The 17179-nt window shown below is 65.5% G+C and carries 17 protein-coding genes; 9 read left to right on the top strand and 8 right to left on the bottom strand.

The features are described 5' to 3' along the window. Positions 1–304: 304 nt before the first annotated feature. The gene (locus LK10_RS16120; protein WP_052207470.1) at positions 305–1111 is read right to left on the bottom strand and encodes a sigma-70 family RNA polymerase sigma factor; all 807 of its coding nucleotides are present in this window, start codon (positions 1109–1111) and stop codon (positions 305–307) included. 201 nt (positions 1112–1312) lie between these two features. Between LK10_RS16120 and LK10_RS16115 the strand changes: the two genes are divergently transcribed. The 3 genes from LK10_RS16115 to LK10_RS16105 all read left to right on the top strand — a co-directional run bounded on the left by LK10_RS16115 (position 1313) and on the right by LK10_RS16105 (position 3725). Then, complete coding sequence (locus tag LK10_RS16115; RefSeq protein ID WP_043125801.1) at positions 1313–2338, top strand: homoserine dehydrogenase; 1026 nt, start codon at positions 1313–1315, stop codon at positions 2336–2338. Positions 2339–2421: 83 nt separating this feature from the next. Continuing rightward, positions 2422–2844, top strand: coding sequence for a ChaB family protein (locus LK10_RS16110; RefSeq protein WP_043125798.1), 423 nt, complete (start codon positions 2422–2424; stop codon positions 2842–2844). 8 nt (positions 2845–2852) lie between these two features. Continuing rightward, a complete protein-coding gene (locus tag LK10_RS16105; protein WP_052207469.1) occupies positions 2853–3725 on the top strand; it encodes a phosphotransferase family protein in 873 nt (290 codons plus the stop codon). Here LK10_RS16105 and LK10_RS16100 read toward each other — a convergent pair. Next, positions 3679–4407 (bottom strand): MBL fold metallo-hydrolase, encoded by a 729-nt coding sequence (locus LK10_RS16100; protein ID WP_043125795.1) that lies wholly within the window; start codon positions 4405–4407, stop codon positions 3679–3681. The two genes, LK10_RS16105 and LK10_RS16100, sit on opposite strands and share 47 nt — an antisense overlap. A gap of 96 nt (positions 4408–4503) precedes the next feature. On the opposite strand from LK10_RS16100, the gene LK10_RS16095 reads away from it, so the two are divergent. Further along, entirely contained in the window at positions 4504–5073 is a 570-nt protein-coding gene (locus LK10_RS16095) for a GNAT family N-acetyltransferase (protein ID WP_043125794.1), read from the top strand. Between the two features lie 362 nt (positions 5074–5435). Then, positions 5436–5885 carry a hypothetical protein gene (locus LK10_RS21020; RefSeq protein ID WP_052207468.1) on the top strand — a complete coding sequence of 150 codons (450 nt, stop codon included), beginning with the start codon at positions 5436–5438 and terminating at the stop codon, positions 5883–5885. A gap of 28 nt (positions 5886–5913) precedes the next feature. On the opposite strand, the gene LK10_RS16085 is transcribed toward LK10_RS21020, so the two are convergent. The 5 genes from LK10_RS16085 to LK10_RS16065 form a co-directional block, all read right to left on the bottom strand. After that, positions 5914–7155, bottom strand: a complete 1242-nt coding sequence (locus LK10_RS16085) for an ADP-dependent glucokinase/phosphofructokinase (RefSeq protein ID WP_043125791.1) — start codon at positions 7153–7155, stop codon at positions 5914–5916. Next, on the bottom strand, positions 7155–8075 hold the full coding sequence (locus LK10_RS16080; protein WP_081998610.1) for a ketose-bisphosphate aldolase: 921 nt from the start codon (positions 8073–8075) through the stop codon (positions 7155–7157). Before LK10_RS16080 ends, LK10_RS16085 begins: the two co-directional genes overlap by 1 nt. Before the next feature lie 50 nt (positions 8076–8125). Continuing rightward, on the bottom strand, positions 8126–9013 hold the full coding sequence (locus tag LK10_RS16075; RefSeq protein WP_081998609.1) for a carbohydrate ABC transporter permease: 888 nt from the start codon (positions 9011–9013) through the stop codon (positions 8126–8128). Next, a complete protein-coding gene (locus LK10_RS16070; protein WP_081998608.1) occupies positions 9013–9966 on the bottom strand; it encodes a carbohydrate ABC transporter permease in 954 nt (317 codons plus the stop codon). The genes LK10_RS16075 and LK10_RS16070 overlap by 1 nt, the downstream gene beginning before the upstream one ends. Before the next feature lie 82 nt (positions 9967–10048). Beyond that, complete coding sequence (locus LK10_RS16065) at positions 10049–11302, bottom strand: ABC transporter substrate-binding protein (protein ID WP_231567803.1); 1254 nt, start codon at positions 11300–11302, stop codon at positions 10049–10051. 263 nt (positions 11303–11565) lie between these two features. Between LK10_RS16065 and LK10_RS16060 the strand changes: the two genes are divergently transcribed. The 4 genes from LK10_RS16060 (at position 11566) to LK10_RS21545 (ending at position 16823) form a co-directional block, all read left to right on the top strand. Continuing rightward, positions 11566–12411, top strand: coding sequence for a DeoR/GlpR family DNA-binding transcription regulator (locus LK10_RS16060; RefSeq protein WP_197061964.1), 846 nt, complete (start codon positions 11566–11568; stop codon positions 12409–12411). Positions 12412–12416: 5 nt separating this feature from the next. After that, positions 12417–13403, top strand: coding sequence for a class I mannose-6-phosphate isomerase (locus LK10_RS16055; RefSeq protein ID WP_043126035.1), 987 nt, complete (start codon positions 12417–12419; stop codon positions 13401–13403). 44 nt (positions 13404–13447) lie between these two features. Further along, the gene (locus tag LK10_RS16050; protein ID WP_043125787.1) at positions 13448–14398 is read left to right on the top strand and encodes a DUF4432 family protein; all 951 of its coding nucleotides are present in this window, start codon (positions 13448–13450) and stop codon (positions 14396–14398) included. 241 nt (positions 14399–14639) lie between these two features. After that, on the top strand, positions 14640–16823 hold the full coding sequence (locus LK10_RS21545; RefSeq protein ID WP_043125785.1) for an ATP-dependent DNA ligase: 2184 nt from the start codon (positions 14640–14642) through the stop codon (positions 16821–16823). A 114-nt stretch (positions 16824–16937) separates the two neighbouring features. Here the strand turns inward: LK10_RS21545 and LK10_RS16040 are convergent, their stop codons facing one another. Then, the gene (locus tag LK10_RS16040) at positions 16938–17174 is read right to left on the bottom strand and encodes a carbon storage regulator (protein ID WP_043125781.1); all 237 of its coding nucleotides are present in this window, start codon (positions 17172–17174) and stop codon (positions 16938–16940) included. Positions 17175–17179: the final 5 nt, after the last annotated feature.

Here is a 17179-nt window from a genome sequence, read left to right as displayed (position 1 = left end):
GAACGGCGCGGAGCAAGCTGGCTCGAGCGGGCCTCAAAGGTAGTTTCCGAGACTGAACCGTCCCTGAACTCTCTCCGCACGGTAGTCACGCCCGAAACGTCCTTCTTGGTCCGCGTCGACCTCGGCGCCGCGCCTGTCATCGACTCGGGAAGAACTCCCTTCGAGAGATTATCGAGGAGCTTGTCGCGGACATCGTCCGGGATGCCGAGACGAGTGCTCACGGCCGTCACGTATTTTCGATCCGACTCGTCCAGGAAGCGGTCCGCGTCCGGGAGGTTAAATTAAGCCAAATTGCAGTCGCTGTTCAGCGGGCGGCCGGGGAAGCGACGCGTCGTCCGGAGGTTGCTCCCCGAACAGCGTCCGCGAACGTTTCGAGACAGGCAGCCCGACGCGGCGAGACGGCGCCGGGTTCGCTGGCGGGAGCAGCGGCTGGCCCGTCCGGATAGTGAAGGGCGAGGCCCTCCCGCAGGAGGCGGATCCCCTCGCTCCTCTGCTGCGATACGGCTGAGGAGCTGATACCGAACCTCTCTGCGACGTCCTTGACCGAGCTGCCCTCGAGGTAGATGGCCGTCACCACGAGGCGCAGGCGTTCGGGCAGCGAGTCCACGGCGGCACGGAGGTACCGCGTTCGCTCCCCCGCCAATGTCGCCTCCTCGGGGGCGACCATGTCCGCCACGAGCGTGTCGGAGATCGTCTCGTCGAGCGGACTCACCGTGCGAGCCGCGTCAGCCGCGGCTTCGTCGACGCTCTCCCGGCTCACGCCAAGGGCAGCTGCGATCTCGTCATGGGTGGGCTTCCGGCCGAGGCTGCTCGTGAGAGTCTCGGTCACGGCACTCACCGCCTTCATGCGCTTGCGTGCTCCACGGCCCGCCCAGTCCAGGGAGCGGAGCTCGTCCATGAGGGCACCGGTGATACGGCGGCGGGCGAAGGCCCCGAAGGGAACCCCTGTTGTCGGGTCGAACGACTCGGCCGCGAGCACGAGACCGAGCGAGCCCGCGGACGCCATGTCCTCGCGGGAGAGGTGCGTGGCCCGCGCGCACAGGTCCGAGACCAGGTAGCCCACGAGCGGGAGATGCTCCACGACCAAGCGGTTGCGTTCTTCGATCTTCACCTACACCCCTGCGAGACGAATGTCTTCAATGGAGCCCAAGCGTGAGACCCGCTTTCCCCCGCGCGTCAGGACTTCCGTTGGACGTGTCTATTGTGCGTGTACAACGGTCTTAGACATGTCTATTTGTAGGGCGTGTCGTGAGCATGACAACTGGAGTCATAGGATCGGCAGAAACTCGCAAATGCTAGGGTTGGGCCCGCTATGACAACCGAGCGCAACATCGCCATCGCCGTCACCGGCTTCGGAAGCATTGGCCGGCGGATCACCGAGATGTTGCTCGACCGGCGCGAGGCCTACAGGCAGCGGTACGGCATCGAAGCGCGGATCGTCGGGGTCTGCGGCTCATCCGCCGGCCTCGTCGACCCCTCAGGGCTTGAGCCCGAACGGCTCTACGCCCGCGAGAGCTTCGTGGCTGGACTGACCGGGGAAGCCTTCCTCGGCGGCGTGAAGGCGGACGTCCTCGTCGAGGCCAGCCCGAGCGACTACGTTACCGGCGGCCCCGCGCTGCACTACCTGCGCGGCGCCCTCGGCCGGGGAATGCACGCCATCGCCGTCTCGAAAGGGGCACTCGTCGTCGACCTTCGCGGGCTTCTCCGCCTCGCGGGCGCCCACGGCGGCAGCCTCCGGATGAGCGCAGCGGCCGCGTCCGGCCTTCCCACGGTCGACTTCCTCCAACACAGCCTTGCAGGCTGCCGGGTCCTCTCCTTCGAGGCGGTCCTCACCGGCACCGCGAACCTCGTCCTCGAGGAGATGATGAACGGCCTTCCCTTCGCGGACGCGCTGGCCCTCGCCCAAGACCGCGGCATCGCCGAGCCCGACCCGAGCTTCGACGTCGAAGGCTGGGACACTGCCGCGAAACTGGTCATCATCGCAAACGCGGCGCTCGGCGCCGACCTGCGCTTGGATGCCCTCCCGCGGGAGGGCATCGGCCGGATTGGTCCGGACGACGTCGCGCGGTGGCGAGCCGAGGGCCGCTCGCCGCGGCTGGTCGGCTTCCTCGAGTACGACGGCGAGTCCCCGGCCGACGACGACGGGTTCCGGGCCGGCGTCGAACTCAGGACTTACGGGCAGGACCATCCCTTCGCCCACCTGCGCGGGAGCATGAAGGGCTTCAGCGCGGTGACCGACGAGATGGGCGTGCTGACCGTCGTCGGAGGCGCCTCCGACCCTCGCGCCACGGCAGCCGCCGCGCTCAAAGACTTCGAACACATCCTGGCGGAGTGCTGAGGGATCACCAACGGTTGTCACTCATAGGAGCCGGGCCTAGCGTGGAAGAGCAGGCAAGAGCAGGATCCCGGATCGGAGGAAGCATGCCCAAGGCAGACAAGAGTGGGAAGGCCAAGAAGGACGAGCTCCCCTCAACGCTCCAGCGCTCAGACCGGAAGGCCCAGCAGACGTTCGCCAAGGCCCACGACTCGGCCGAGGAGACCTACGGCGACGAACAGCGTGCCCATCGCGTGGCCTACTCGGCCCTGAAGCACACTCATGAGAAGGTCGGCGACCACTGGGAGCCCAAGGAGGGCAAGGGCCCCTCGGACGCGCAGGCCGAAGGCGGGAGGAAGACATCCCGCCCCACGGCCGGAGGTGTGGACGCGAACGCGTCCAAGAAGCACCTCTACGAGCTCGCCCAGAAGCTCGACGTGCCGGGTCGCTCCAATATGTCCAAGGAGGAGCTCGTCGACGCGCTGCAGAAGGCCAACGACAAGAAGACGGCGGAGAGCCGGAAGAAGTAAAGCGGCCCATGTCTATACCGCCGACCCCCTACTTTCTGTTGGCAGAGGCGTCGGCTCAGCTGGGGCAGAGGCTTGTTTTCTCGTCCTTCCTCGAGGGCGGAACTCATGCGACGAGCATTCTGGCCAGCGACGGCGAATCGGATTATGTGATCCGCAGCTTCCCAGGGGAACCCTCAACCGTGCTGCGCGAAGTCGAGATCCTTGGTCGGCTTCACGCTCTCGGCGATTTGGTCCCGCGCCATATTTGCCATTCGGTTCGGGCAGGCTGGCCGTTCATCGTGACTACGAGGGTCGAGGGGGGCCATCCAGATCCCCAACTCTCCCTAAGGGCAATCGCTCACGAGATGGCAGCTGCCCTTGCCCGCATCCACGCGCTCCCCGGAAGCGGGCTCAGACCTGCGCCCGACGGGCCGCCGTCGGGCGATAGCGCTGTGGCAAGAATGGCGCGAGAGGCGTGGGGCAGTCTCGACCTGAAGGACCGGGTGCTCACGCATTCCGACTATTGGTGCGGGAATGCCTTGTGGTCGGGCGAAAAGCTCACGGGGGTAGTTGATTGGCCGGGTGCACGCCACGCACCAAGAGGGGTGGACGTGGCCTGGTGCCGTCTTGACCTGGTTCTCTTGGGCGACCCCTATTCGGCCGATATGTTCTCGGCCGAATATCAACAACTCACGGGAGCCACAATTCCCGACCTTTCGGTCTGGGACCTCCAGGCCGCGGCGAGCGCCTATCCGAGGGTCGAAGAATGGGCGCCGAACTACATCGGAATTGGCCGCACCGAGCTTGGTCCCGAGCTGCTGCGACGCAGGCTTGAGGAATGGTCAGCGGCTCTGATCAGCGAACAGGCGGACGCGCCTCGGCCGAGCGGTACGCTGCGATGAGCGAAGCAGTGTTTCCGCGCCAAGGGGCACCATGGCCCGGGATGACCCAATCGACGTCCAAGCCCGCGAGCCTCTCGATCGAGGCCGACGATCCAGCTTGGTCATCGGTAAAGGGCGCCGGCTGCGGACCCTCAACGCCCGTGAGCACGTGGCGTGTCGTGAGCTCGTCGCCGACGAACACGGCGCGTACCGCCGGCACGTAGACCGCGATGCTGCCCGGCGAATGGCCGGGCATTGCAATCACGCGGGGCGTTCCCGGCAAAGGCAACACGTCGCCGTCGTGAACTGGGGTTACCTCATGAAGCGGCGTTGTGCGAAATCCACCTTTGGTGATCGCGTAGGCGAAGAAGCGGACGACGGCGGCGAGGCGGCGCGGGTCCTTCGGCGTCGCCGGGGGCTTTGCTCCCTTCGCGCGGTCCGCATCCGGGGCCCCGATGTAAACCGGAATTCCAAGCTCACCGCGCAAGCGCTCGGCAAAGCCGATATGGTCGCTGTCACCGTGGGTGAGCACAATGCCTTTGATGTCAGAAAGCGGGCGGCCGAGCTGCTTTAGCTCACGGACGAGGTCACGGTAATGGCCGGGAAGGCCGGTATCGACGAGCGTCATTCCATCGTCGCCCACAATGATGTGGCAGGCGATGAGGTCGTTGCCGATACGGCGAAGCCGGGGTGCGAGTTCCACGATGGCTACGATAGTTAGCCAGCGGCGGTGCTGGCCATAAGAGGCGCCAGGCGTACCCGCGCACTCCGGGCACGGATCCGCCAGTAGGGTGACGGAATGGTGCCCAACGTGCTTGAAAGCGTTCGACTGACTTTGTCGGCTCCGAATGAGGGCGATGAGACGGCCATTTTCGAAGCCTGTCAGGACCCTGCGATCGCGCGGTTCGTTCCCATCCCTTCCCCATACGAACGGAGCGATGCGGGCAGGTTCATTCATTACGCTGCTGCCGCATGGGAGTCCGGCCAAGAGCTGACGTGGTCAATTCGGTCGCAGGGTGCGCTCGTCGGGATGACGAGCCTTCGGCTGAATGATGACGAAGCCGCGATCGGCTATTGGATCAGGGCAGGTGCCCGCGGGCGAGGCTATGCGAAAGAAGCGGTAAGTGTGGTGCTCGACTTCGGGTTCGCTCGGGAAGGGCTCAACCTCGCTCGCGTAGAGTGGCGGGCCGCTGTTGGCAACACAGCATCCGCGCGGGTGGCGGAGAGCCTCGGGTTCAGCTACGAAGGAACACTCCGACAAGGAATCCAGCTGACCTCGGGACGGCATGACTGCTGGATCGCAGGCCTTCTCTCCCAGGACGAGCGCAAGCCCAGCAGCTGGGGTGAATTCGGCCCGCGGCACATGTAGCGCCCGGTAATGGTCCCGGAGGGCCCGTTCCGAGCCGAGAGGTCGATGATCGATCCTTGGCAAATCCTTGCATTTCCGTTGCTGCCCTCAATCCTGGGGTCGTTTAGGATCGCCGTTACTGGGCGGGCGCGACTCGCAGTCTCTTATCTGAATTGGGGGAGCAAATGGTGGGAGAGAGCGGTGGATGGCCGCCTCAAGGCACACGGGTATTCGGTTCGTCGGCGCTGCCTCCGGGCTGGTACCCGGCGCCAGACCGCCGAGGACAGCTGTGGTGGGATGGGCGTTCTTGGATCGACACCCAACGGGCCCAGGCCTTCCCGGGAAGGGCCAAAGGAAGACCGCCACTTCGCCCCGGGGCAGCCGTGTACAACTGGGCGATCTGGCTCGTCGTGCTCGTGCCTCTCGCGAATGTGCTGCTCGAGCTCGCATGGAAGCCCACGCTCAGCTACCGCACCCTCGTCAGCAGTGGGCACATCGTCCGGATGCTCGAGCTGAACTCGGTCTTCACGCCGGTGTACTTCCTGATGCTTTTCGCGAGTTTCCTCTCCTACGTGCTCTGCGTCTGCTTCGCATATCTGGATTGGAAGAAGCTGGCCGCTGAAGGGGTCGTGAGGCCGTTCCACTGGGGGTGGGCCTTCCTCGCGCAAGCGGTGTATGTCATCGGCCGGTCCGTTGTCGTGCGTAAGGTCGCCCAGCGGGGCGGCCTCGCCCCGATTTGGGCACTGATCGCAACCACAGTCCTCGCCGTCGTCGTAGTCGGGGTCAAAGTCGCCGGGATGTTCCCGGTAGTTGCCAGTCCAATTCCCACCTGAGAGGAATTAGCTGGCCCTCCGGGCCCCTTCAACGAGGAGATTGATCGACCTCCTCGACAATTTGCTCCGCCCGCGATTCGCTCTGCGCTCGTACAAGCGCAGCCACTGCGCCACCGACGAAAGTATCGCCTAGGCCGATAGTCGTGGGCGTCGAGACATCTTGCAGGTCGAATGCTGGAACCACACAGAATTCCTCATTCCCCTGCAAGGAGTCGGCCAGCGACTGGCCGGCTGCGCTGCGTTGCCCGTTCGCGTCGAGGCGTTCCACATCATCACGGGTGGCATTGTCACCGTAGGCGTATCTCGCCCCTGAGGCGGCGGTTCCGCTCGCGAGCACGGCTCTCATCCGGCTGGCACGTTCCCCGTGGGCCAAGGCGAAGTGCCGCGTGTGGAGCACGATTGTGGGCGTCGGCACCCGCGCCGCGAACTCGCGCACAGAAGCGGTGAGATCGATCGGGTCCAGAAGGTCGACGGGTCGTTCAAGGGCGCCAATGAGTTCGTCTTCGTTGAGGCTGACGATGTCGACGTGCGGTGCAAGGGCGTCGAGGACGATCTGACTGAAGCCCGGGATGTGGAAACCCGCGTTCTCGTAGATGGTCACTGCTTCAAGCGGGAGGCTCTTCATGGCGGCGATGAGTTCCTCCAGCCGCGCGTCGAGCGTGTCGCGCTGTTGCATCGAGTTCATTCCCGAGATGAGGAAGACACCTGCACCACTGAGGGCTTCGGGCAGGTCGCGGCTGAGGCGGAGTTCGGCGTTGGGGTGGTCGCTTGGGTAGATGAGCCGATTTGCACTCGAGGCGACGACCTCCTCGTCGCCGATCCGAATTCGGGCGTTGGCGGGGTATTGGACGATCAGGTGGGGGTCGGTGGAGTCGTGTTCGGCGCTGCAGAGGTAGTCCACGTCTGCCGGCAGGAGACGACGCACGTCATCGTCGATGGACACGAGGTGCACCGTGCTCCCGATGCCCAGGCTGCTCATGGCCAAGGCCGCGCGGACCGGTGTGCCGCCGAGAGTGGTGCGGTAGCCGAATCGTGCAGCGAAACGCTCAATGACCTCCGGTGTTTCCACGAAATGCTCGCCCCCGGTTCCAGCCCGCAGGTGATGGAGGACGGAGAGGACGAGCGTCCGCTCCGAATCGATCACCTGCGGGGCGGTGGAGCCGAGGTCGACGATGCCGGACTCGGCGGCGAGGGATCCGAGTATCCGCGCATCCCAGTGGAGCTCGTAGTCGATCGTGCCGCCGAGCCCGAGTATCGTCGTCTTTGCCATCAGCCGACCAACGTTCCTGCCTCGCGCCCGGCCGGCCTCGATGCAGCTGCGAGTCCGTTGGCGTAGAGGTGTGCCTTGCCGCCAGCATCGAACAGGTCGATCTTCTGGGCGGCGACCCGCTTCATGGCCTCGGCGGCTGGAGGTTCGATAAGGTTGGGCTCGCGCAGCGAGCGATCTGCCAGGACTTCGCGCATAGCGTCAAAGTAAGCAACCTTGATGTCGCTGGAAATGTTGATCTTGTTGATGCCGAGCTTGACCGACTGGCCGATCTCGCCGTCGGGGTTGTTCGATCCGCCGTGCAGGACCAGCGGGATCCCCACGGTCCGCTTGATCTCGGTCAGCAGGTCGAGCTTGAGCTCGGGCTTGAGAGTCGATGGGTAGATCCCATGGCGTGTGCCAATCGCAACTGCGAGGCTGTCCACGCCGGTCCTCTCGATGAACTCGGCGGCCTGGGCAGGGTCCGTGTAGATAATGTCGTCCGTGCCGGCCTCGGCTTGGTCGTCAGTCTTGCCGATGGTACCGAGCTCGCCTTCGACGGAAAGCCCGACGGCGTGCGCCGAGTCCGCCACGCGCTTGGTGATGGCCACGTTCTCCTCGAAGGGCAGCATCGATCCGTCGATCATGACTGAGGTGAAGCCCACCTTGATGGCCGTGAGAATCTGCTCGTAGCTTCCCCCGTGGTCCCAGTGGATGGCGACGGGCACCGAGGAGCGGTGGGCCCGTTCTCGCAAGGCCAGGATTGCTTCGTGCCCGATGTGGGAGACCTCGTCAGGGTGAATCGCGAGGATCCACGGTGCCGCCTTCTCCTCGCAGATCTCGAAGAGCCCATTGCTCATCGCATAGTCGCTCACGTTGAATGCGGGAACTGCAAAGTTGTGGTCGTTCGCCACTGCGAGCAGGTCCTTGCCGTTGATCAGCACTTTGGTTTCTCCTTGTTGTTGGGCAGAAATCGGGCGTCTTCAGCGCCGCGTCATGATTTGACCGCGCCAGCGGCGAGGCCGCCGATGAAGTAGCGCTGGAAGATGAGGAAGAGGACGAGCACGGGGATGGAACCGAGGATGCTCATGGCCATGACCTCGTTCCAGAGGTAGTTGTTCTGGCCCATCAGCAGCTGGATCCCGACGGGGACAGTGCGCCTGTCGTCGGTCTGGGTGAGCGTCAGCGCGAAGAGGTACTCGTTCCAGGAGATCATGAAGGTGTAGAGGCCTACGGAGACCATCCCGGGCACCGAGATCGGAACCAGGATCCGCCAGAGGATGGACATCGAGCTGGCGCCGTCGACCTTGGCTGCCTCGTCGACCTCCTTCGGGAGGCTGTCGAAGTACGCAGTCATCATGATCACCGCGTACGGCAGTGTGAACACGACGTAGGTGATAATGAGGCCCTGATAGGTGTTGTAGAGCCCAAGCGCGACCATGATCCCGAAGAACGGGATCAGCAGCGTGATCGGCGGCACAGCCTGTACCCCGATGATGACGATGCTGATGATCCGCTTGAGCGGGAACTCATAGCGGCTGAAGACATAGCCCGTAAGGAGGGCCACGACGAGCGTTACAACCGTCACCGACAGGGCCACGATGTAGCTGTTGGCGAAGTAGCCGATCTCCACCGGGTCCGAAAACACGGCCAGGTACGGCGCGAACGAGAACGAGCCGTCGAACAGCTTCGGCGGGTACGCGAAGATGTTCGCGTTGGACTTGAACGAGCTCGAGAGCATCCACAGGACGGGGAAGCCTGCGAAGATGGCCCCGGCGGTCAGGCCGGCGTACAGCCCGGTTCGTGCCGCCCCCCGCCGGACTGCACGCCGGGAGGCCGCGGTCCTAGCCGTGGTGGGCGCCTGCTTCGAGATAGCGGTCATCACTGCGCCTCCTTGCGCTGGCGGCGGACGTAGAACACGGCCACGATGAGCGACGCCGCGAGCACCAGCACCGCGCTCGTGGACGCCATCGAGAACTGGTAGCTGTTGAAGGCAAGCTTGTAGGTGAAGGTGCTCAGCATCTCCGTCGCGCCCAGGGGTCCGCCTCCTGTTGTGGCCCAGATCAGGGTGAACTGTTGGGTTGTCCAGAGCAGGTCGAGCAGAGCCATGCTGTAGAGGATCGGCCTAAGGGCCGGGAGGGTGACGCTGGCGAACTGGCGGAAGAACCCGGCCCCGTCGACTCGGGCGGCCTCATACAGGTCGGTCGAGACGTTCTGTAGCCCGGCCAGCAGGCTGATCATGAAGAACGGGTAGCCGGACCAGATGTTAATCACCGTCACAGCGAGCAGGGCGGTCGATGCGGTCCCCAGCCATGGGACGGCATCGTGGACGACGCCGAGGCTCGTCAGGAGGTAGTTGATCACCCCGCTCGGGTCAAGCAGGAGCCGCCAGAGCACGGCCACCACCGATGCTGTGAAGATCCACGGGAGGATGTAGATAGCCCGGAAGATGGCCCGGGGCACCCGTGCCATGGTCTTAGAGTTCAGCATCATGGCGAACGCCATGCCGATCACCATGTGTGCGACCACGCTGGCGACGGTGAATACCAGGGTGTTCCCGGCGGCGCCCCAGAATGCAGGGCTGGTCAGGATCGTGACGTAGTTGGCAGCCCCGACGAATACGGGGTTAGGGTTCGTCACCACGTTGTCGTACAGCGAGTAGCCGATGACGATAGCGATCGGGACGACCATCAGGCCGAGGATGAGGAGCACCGTCGGGGCGATCAGGAGGTATGGCTCCAAGCGCTCTTTCAGCGTGCGGTGATGGCGTCGTGGGGCTGGAGCGGCGGCGCGCTTGCGCTGGTCGTTCTGCGCCATCGACAGGGATGAAGTCATAGTTCTCGTCTCCGTCCTGGCCGGCTGCTCACCGTGTGGGGCGCGCAGCCGGCGAGGGCTTCTCATGTCCGGGAGCAGCGGATCAGAACTGCTGCTTCCACTGGTTCTGGACGTTGGAGAGCATGGTGTCCGTAGACTCCTGGCCGGCCACCGTCTTCTGGAACTCGTTCAGGAAGTCGGTCATGAGTTGGTCGGCTGCGGGCAGCCCGGTGAATTCATTGACCGGCTTGCTCTTCTGGTAGATCGCGAACGCCTGCTGGAAGTGGGGGTCCGCTCCGGTGAAGTCCGGCTTCGAGGTCTTGTTGCCTGGGAAGCCGTTGGCCAGCGTGGAGAGCTTGGAGTTGTTCGTCTGGTCCATTAGGAACTGGACGAGCTTCCATGCCTCGGCAGAGTGCTGCGTCTTGGCTGAGATCCCGATCCCCCACGAGGCCGTGAGCATTCCCGGGGTGCCTGTGGAGCCATCCTTCACCGGCTGCGCCGAGACCGAGAACTTCAGGTTGGCGTTGCCCTTGGTGATCGTGTTGATGTGGGCGAGCGAGTCGATCATCATCCCGGCCCGGCCGTTGATGAAGTTCTCGACCTTGTCAGTCTCCTGCAGCGCGTTGGCGCCGGGCAGAACCGCGTTGGACTGTACGAGGTCTTTCACGAGGTTTACCGCGCCGGTGACGTCAGGGTTGTTCGTCAGGTTCGGCTGTCCATTGCTGAGCATGCTTCCGCCCGATGCCCACGCCCAGGAGAGGATGTCGTTCTGGACGCCGTTGGGGTTGGTGGTCCCGAGCGGGACAACCCATCCCTTCGCGGAACCGGACTGGCTGATCTTCTTCGCATCGGCTGCGAACTCGGACCAAGTCGTCGGCGGCTTGCTGATCCCGGCCTGGGAGAGGATCGCGTCGTTGGTGAAGAGCGGGTAGACGAAGTTGACCACGGGGATCATGTAGGTCGAGCCGTTGTAGCCGACCTGGCTCGCCAGATCCTTCGGATCGTAGTTCGCCTTCTTCATCGCGTCCGAGAGGTTCAGCAGTGCACCTTGCTTGTAGAGCGGGTTCACCCACGAGCCGTCCAAACCGACGACGTCGGGAAGCGTGCCCGAGGCAGCCTGCGAGATCGTCTGCGACTGCAGCGACTGGAACGGGGCGCTGATCAGCTTGACCGTGATGTTCGGGTTCTCCTTGTGGAACTCGTCCATCAGGTTCTGCAGCGCTCCCGAGGGCATTTCAGGGGCCCACCACTGCGAGAACGTCAGGGTGACATTCCCGTTCGAGCCCCCGCCCCCTCCGCCCGAGCCGCCGGCGCAGCCAGCCACCAGAAGCGCCACCGCCGTGGCTGCGGCAGCCACGGACGCCTTCCACGTGGGCCGCCTCCAGCGGCCCAGAGCACCATTGCCCATCATTCTCCAATCCGAGAGCTTTCAAAGAGTCCTTGCAAACCAATGCGTAAACATGCTTGAAACTACCGATTTGTGCTTGATAGTGCGATGTTATGCAGGTCTCTTCTTCTGTGGCAAGGGTTTTTCTTCCGATTCATGCGCATCCCATAGCCACTTCCGGGAGAAACCGGCAGAGTCTGGCACATTTCGGCAGCATCTGGTAGGAATGGGGCGTGGCCAACCGAACGAACCCCTCGACAGTGCGCCTGCCAGCTGGCCGAAAGGCCGAACTCGTCGCCTATGTCGCAGAGGCGGAGCAGGTCACCGTGGCCCAGCTCGCCCAGCACTTTGACGTATCGCCCGACACCGTGCGCCGGGATCTCCACCAACTGCACAAGGAAGGACTTGTCGTGCGCACCCACGGTGGCGCCGTGAGCGTCGACGCCGTGGCAGCCGCAGAGAAGAAGCTCGATGTGCGCCTCCAGCTCCACACGGACGAGAAGGAGCGCATCGGCGCCCTCGCCGCGACCCTGGTGTCGAGCAACTCCGTGCTGATGCTCAACGCCGGGACGACCACCCTCTCTGTGGTCCGGCACCTGAGTGAGCGGCATGGCCTGACGATCGCCACGAACAACCTCCGCATCGCGACCGAAATCTCGCCGAAGATCGTCCGCGACCTCTACCTCTTCGGCGGGTCGGTCAGGTTCGCCGGCCAGTCCACGGTCGGACCGGTGAGCCTCCAATCCCCTGGCGGCAAAGATCTCAGGCTGCGCTGCGACCTCGCACTCATCTCAGTCGGCGCGGTCTCGGCACAGGGCGGGTATTCGACCAGCAACCTCGCCGAAGCCGTGATGATGGGCGAGATGATGGACCGCGCCGCGCGCGTGGCCATCCTCGCCGACTCCTCCAAGTTCACCGAGCCGCTATTCGCGCAGGTCGCGGAACTCGACCGCGCCGACTACTTGGTGACCGACGCCGAACCGCCCGGCGAGCTCGCCGAGGCTCTAGAGGAATCCGGCGTCGAGATCCTTGTCGCCTACGCCGACCAAGCCCCCGATCGCCGAGGAATCGCCCAGTGACCCCCATGCTCCGCCCGCTGATCCTCGGGACGAACCGCCCGCCGGCGCGCTTCTACGCAGGCGGCATGCAGATCGACGCATTCCGCTCGCTGCCTTCCGGCCCCGACCACACTCCTGAAGATTGGGTGGCCTCCACCACAGCAGTCCGCGGCCAGTTTCCGGCAGGCCTGAGCATGCTTCCGGAGGGCAGGCTCCTGCGGGACGCCATCGCGGACGACCCCGAGTCCTGGCTCAGCGCCGCACACGTCGCGCGCTGGGGAGATGACGCGATGATCCTTGTGAAGCTCCTTGACGCAGGACAGCGGCTTCCAGTGCATGCCCACCCGGACGACGCGTTCGCCGCGGCAGAGCTCGCCTCCGCGCATGGCAAGGCCGAGGCCTGGTTCATCCTTGAGCCCGGCGTTGTCCACCTCGGGCTCCGCGAGGATGTCGATCGTGCCGAGCTCGCCCAGCTCGTCGAAAGGCAGGACACCACGGCGCTGCTTGGGCTCCTGAATGAGGTGGCAGTAGCAAAGAACGACGCACTCGTCGTCCCGCCGGGGACTCTGCACGCCATTGGCCGCTCCGTCCTGCTCGCCGAGGTGCAGCAGCCCACCGACCTGTCCATCCTGCTGGAATGGGACGGCTTCGACATTGACGGGGCGGCCGAAGGGCATCTCGGGATTGGCTTCGACCGCGCCCTCGAAGCGGTCGACACTCACGCCCTCGAGCCTGCCCGGCTCGCCGGACTGGTCGCACGCGGCGCCGTAAAGGGGCCCGTGCTCCCTGCTATCGCCGATGCTTGGTTCCGGCTCGACCGGGTCACGCGCTTCGCAGCCTTCGATGCGGGCTACGCGGTCATCATCGCTACGGACGGATCTTCCATGCTCCGCAGCTCTGTGGGCCAGCTCGCGCTCTCGAAGGGCGAGACCGCTGTCGTGCCTGCCTCTTCCGGGCCCCTTGCCGTCGAGACAGATGGCTCTGTCCTCGTCGCACGGCCCCCCGCACCGTGAGCGCGGCGACTGCACGCGCTGGCCAGCTCTTTAGGCGCGGCCTGATGCCCGAACGCGCGGTCGTCTCTGTGACCGAGTCGCGGCCGGAGACCGCTTCCGTCGCCGGTGCCCGGCTGGAGGTGCAGCTCGCCGGCGGCCTCAGCGCATCCGTCCTGCCAGAGCGCGGCCTCGACATCGGCGACACTAGCCTTGCCGGAGTCCCAATCTCATGGCGTTCCCCCATCGCACCCGACGCCTCGCCTAGCGCAGGCGTCGAGAAGTGGCTGGCGAACTTCACAGGCGGCCTGCTCGTCACCTGCGGCCTCAGGAACATCGGCCCCGCCAGTGCAGCCGAGCCCATGCATGGTGACTACACGTTCCTGAAGGCCAACCGAACCACCTGCTCTACAGAGGTCACCGCCGACGGGGCCACGGCGAGGATCTCGGGATCCTTGGACAGCGCCGGGGTATTCGCACCGACCTTGCGGCTCCGCCGGCAGATCACATTCACCTCGACAATCACGACCGACTCGATCGAAGTCACCGACCGGATCACGAATCTCGGCCCTGGAGATACGCCCCTGGCGCTGCTCTACCACCTCAACTTCGGGGCTCCCGTCGCCGTCCCCGGCACGACTCTGGAGATCCACGGAGTGGAGGCCGTGATCCGCGAGGACTGCCCCGAGGTTCCGCACTGGGATCGCCTGCCCGAACCGACAGACAACATCACCGAGGCCGTATGGGAGCACCGCAACATCAGCACCGACGACGGCGGTGTCCGGTCCGCGGCGGTCGTGTCCCCCACACATCGGGTCGACATCGCATGGACCGCCGACACACTCCCCCGCCTCTACCAATGGGTAATGCCAACACGCCGACGGTGGGCTCTCGGGATCGAGCCCTCGACAGCTCCCCTTTTCGGTCCCGACCGCACGCCGCCCGGCGGTGGAGCACCGATCCTGACGGCCGACGAGTCACTGACGACGGGCCTCTCGGTGTCCGTTCAGCGTCTGTGACCCGTCCGCTATTCCAGCTGAACACCATGGCGAGCTTGACCCGACGACGAGGACTTGATCGAGGTCGTATCCGCGCCCTGGAGAGGAGCGATTGGGGAAGAGATCTGGACAATGGCCGGAGAGGTCCCGGCGAGCATGCCCCGGACAGACCCCGGTGATTCAGGACGATCGCTACGACGCGACCAGTCGGTGATCGTCGCCGACCTGCCCCAACGGCGTTGCGGCAGCTACCGTTGGGCGCATGGCGGATTCTGAGATCCTGCACGTAGACGGCCCGGACGGCGCGCGGGAGGTCAAGCTGAGCAGCCCAGACAAGGTGCTGTGGCCCGGCGTCGATGGGCATGATCCCCTCACCAAGCGCGATCTGGCCCGCTACCTGATCTCGGTGGCAGCGCCCTTTCTTCGGCTCAACGGCGACAGGCCCATGACTCTGCAGCGCTTCCCGGAAGGGATCGACGGCGAGGAGTTCTTCTCCAAGCGGCCGCCGCGGGGCGCGCCTTCCTACCTCAGGACGGTGACGTGCACCTACCCGTCCCGTAGACGCCACGACCAGCTCGTGTTCGACGAGGCCGCCGCGCTCGCATGGGCGGCGCAGATGGGAACGATCACCTTCCACCCGTGGCCAGTGCGAACGGCCAATCTGGACAACCCTGACGAGCTGCGGATCGACCTCGATCCGCAGCCCGGACGCGACTTCCGAGACGCCGTCACCGCCGCCCTCGCTCTGCGTGAGGTCATGGCCGAGGCAGGGCTCACGGCCTACGCGAAGACCTCGGGGAACCGGGGCGTCCATGTGTACGCGCGCATCCGGCCCACGCACGAGTTCCTTCATGTGCGTCACGCCGTCATCGGAATTGCGCGCGAGCTCGAGCGGCGCATGCCGGAGCTCGTGACCACCGCATGGTGGAAGGAGGAGCGCGGCGAGCGGGTCTTCGTCGACTTCAACCAGGCCAACCGCGACCGGACGATCGCCGGCGCCTATTCGCCCCGGCCGCTGCCGCACGCGCCCGTCTCGACCCCGCTGACCTGGGATGAACTCCCCGACGCCGACCCCCGCGACTTCACCGTCCGTACGGTTCCCGCGCTCCTGGCCTCCCGTGGCTGCCCGTGGGAGGACATCGACGCCGCGCCGGGCGACATTTCGGGCGCACTCGCCTTATGGGATGCGGACCTCGCGCGCGGGCTCGGCGAGCTCAACTTCCCGCCGGACTACCCGAAGATGCCCGGCGAGCCGCCGCGGGTGCAGCCGAGCAAGCGGAAGGCGGACCGAGCCGACGAGGACTATTCGGCGCCCAAAGCGGAGCGCGACGCCGAGTGGGGCACCGCGATCGCTCCCCCGTACGGACCGATGCTGGCCAAGCCGGTCAAGAAGCTCCCGACCGGCGAGTACCTGTACGAGCCGAAGTGGGACGGCTTCCGTTCGATCGTGTGGCGATCGGGTGATCGGGTGGAGATCGGATCGCGCAATGCCCTGCCGATGACGCGCTACTTCCCCGAACTCGTCGAGGCGATCGTCGCAAACTTCCCCGACCACTCGGTCATCGACGGGGAAATCGTCCTCGTCGACCCGGACAGTGGCGACCGGCTCAACTTCGACGCCCTCCAGCAGCGCATCCACCCCGCGGCCTCCCGCATCGCAAAGCTGAGCGCCACAACGCCGGCGAGCTTCGTGGCCTTCGACCTGCTCGCCCTCGGCCAGACCAACTACGTGGAGCGTCCCTTCCGCGAGCGGCGCGCGGCCCTTGAGGAGGCCCTCAAGGACGCCAAGCCCCCGGTCTACCTCACCCAGGCAACCAAGGACCCCACCCTCGCCCTCGAGTGGTTCAGTAGGTTCGAGGGCGCCGGCTTGGACGGAATTGTCGCCAAGCCCCTCGGAGAGCTCTACGCCGAGGACAAACGCGTTATGTCCAAACTCAAGCACGAGCGGACGGCCGACTGCGTCCTCGCCGGGTACCGGCTCTACAAGGGCGAGCCCGACGCCGTCGGATCCCTGCTGCTGGGCCTGTACGACGCACACGGCAAGCTCAACTCGGTCGGCGTCATCGGGGCGTTTCCCATGGCCCGCCGCAAGGAGCTGTTCGAGGAACTGCAGCCGCTCGTGACCACGTTCGAGGAGCACCCTTGGGCGTGGGCGCAGCCCGCCGGGGGGCTGCCAGACAACCGCGACCAATCGGCACCGCGCACCCCTACGGCGGCGGCCCGCTCCCGCTGGAACGCAGACAAGGACCTCTCGTTCGTCCCGCTGCGGCCGGAGCGCGTCGTCGAGGTCAAGTACGACCATATGGAGGGCGAGCGGTTCCGCCACACCGCCCAATGGGTCCGATGGCGCCAGGACCGCACGCCGGAGTCATGCACCTACGACCAGCTTGAGGAACCGGTCAGCTACGACCTGTCATCGGTCCTGACCCGGGAGGGGCCCGCATAGCCCCCGCGGAGAGCCAGCCCCCGGCTCGGCCGGACCCTCGACCCGTCTGGTCATGAGTGGCAGATCGGCAAGCCGCCGGGTGAGGGGCCCCCATGCCGAGGCACGAGGTTGGCCTCAGCCCTCCGGCCTCAACAGCCCCTTCAGGATCGCCTCGGCGCCCGACGGCGCGTGGGCGGCTTCGCGGTTCGCGTCGGCTACCGCTTCGAAGATTTCCTCGCGCTTGATCGCGAGGTGGCGCGGGGCGTCGATCCCTATCCGGATGCCCTCGCTTCCGCGGCTCTCGAGGAACGTGATGACGATCTCGTCGCCGATCATGATCTTCTCGCCGGGTTTCCGGGTGAGTACGAGCATGGTTC

Source organism: Sinomonas humi, from assembly GCF_000802235.1.
Lineage (GTDB): Bacteria > Actinomycetota > Actinomycetes > Actinomycetales > Micrococcaceae > Sinomonas > Sinomonas humi.
The sequence above is the reverse complement of the archived record's forward strand: the minus strand, read 5'-3'. Positions and strand labels throughout refer to the sequence as shown.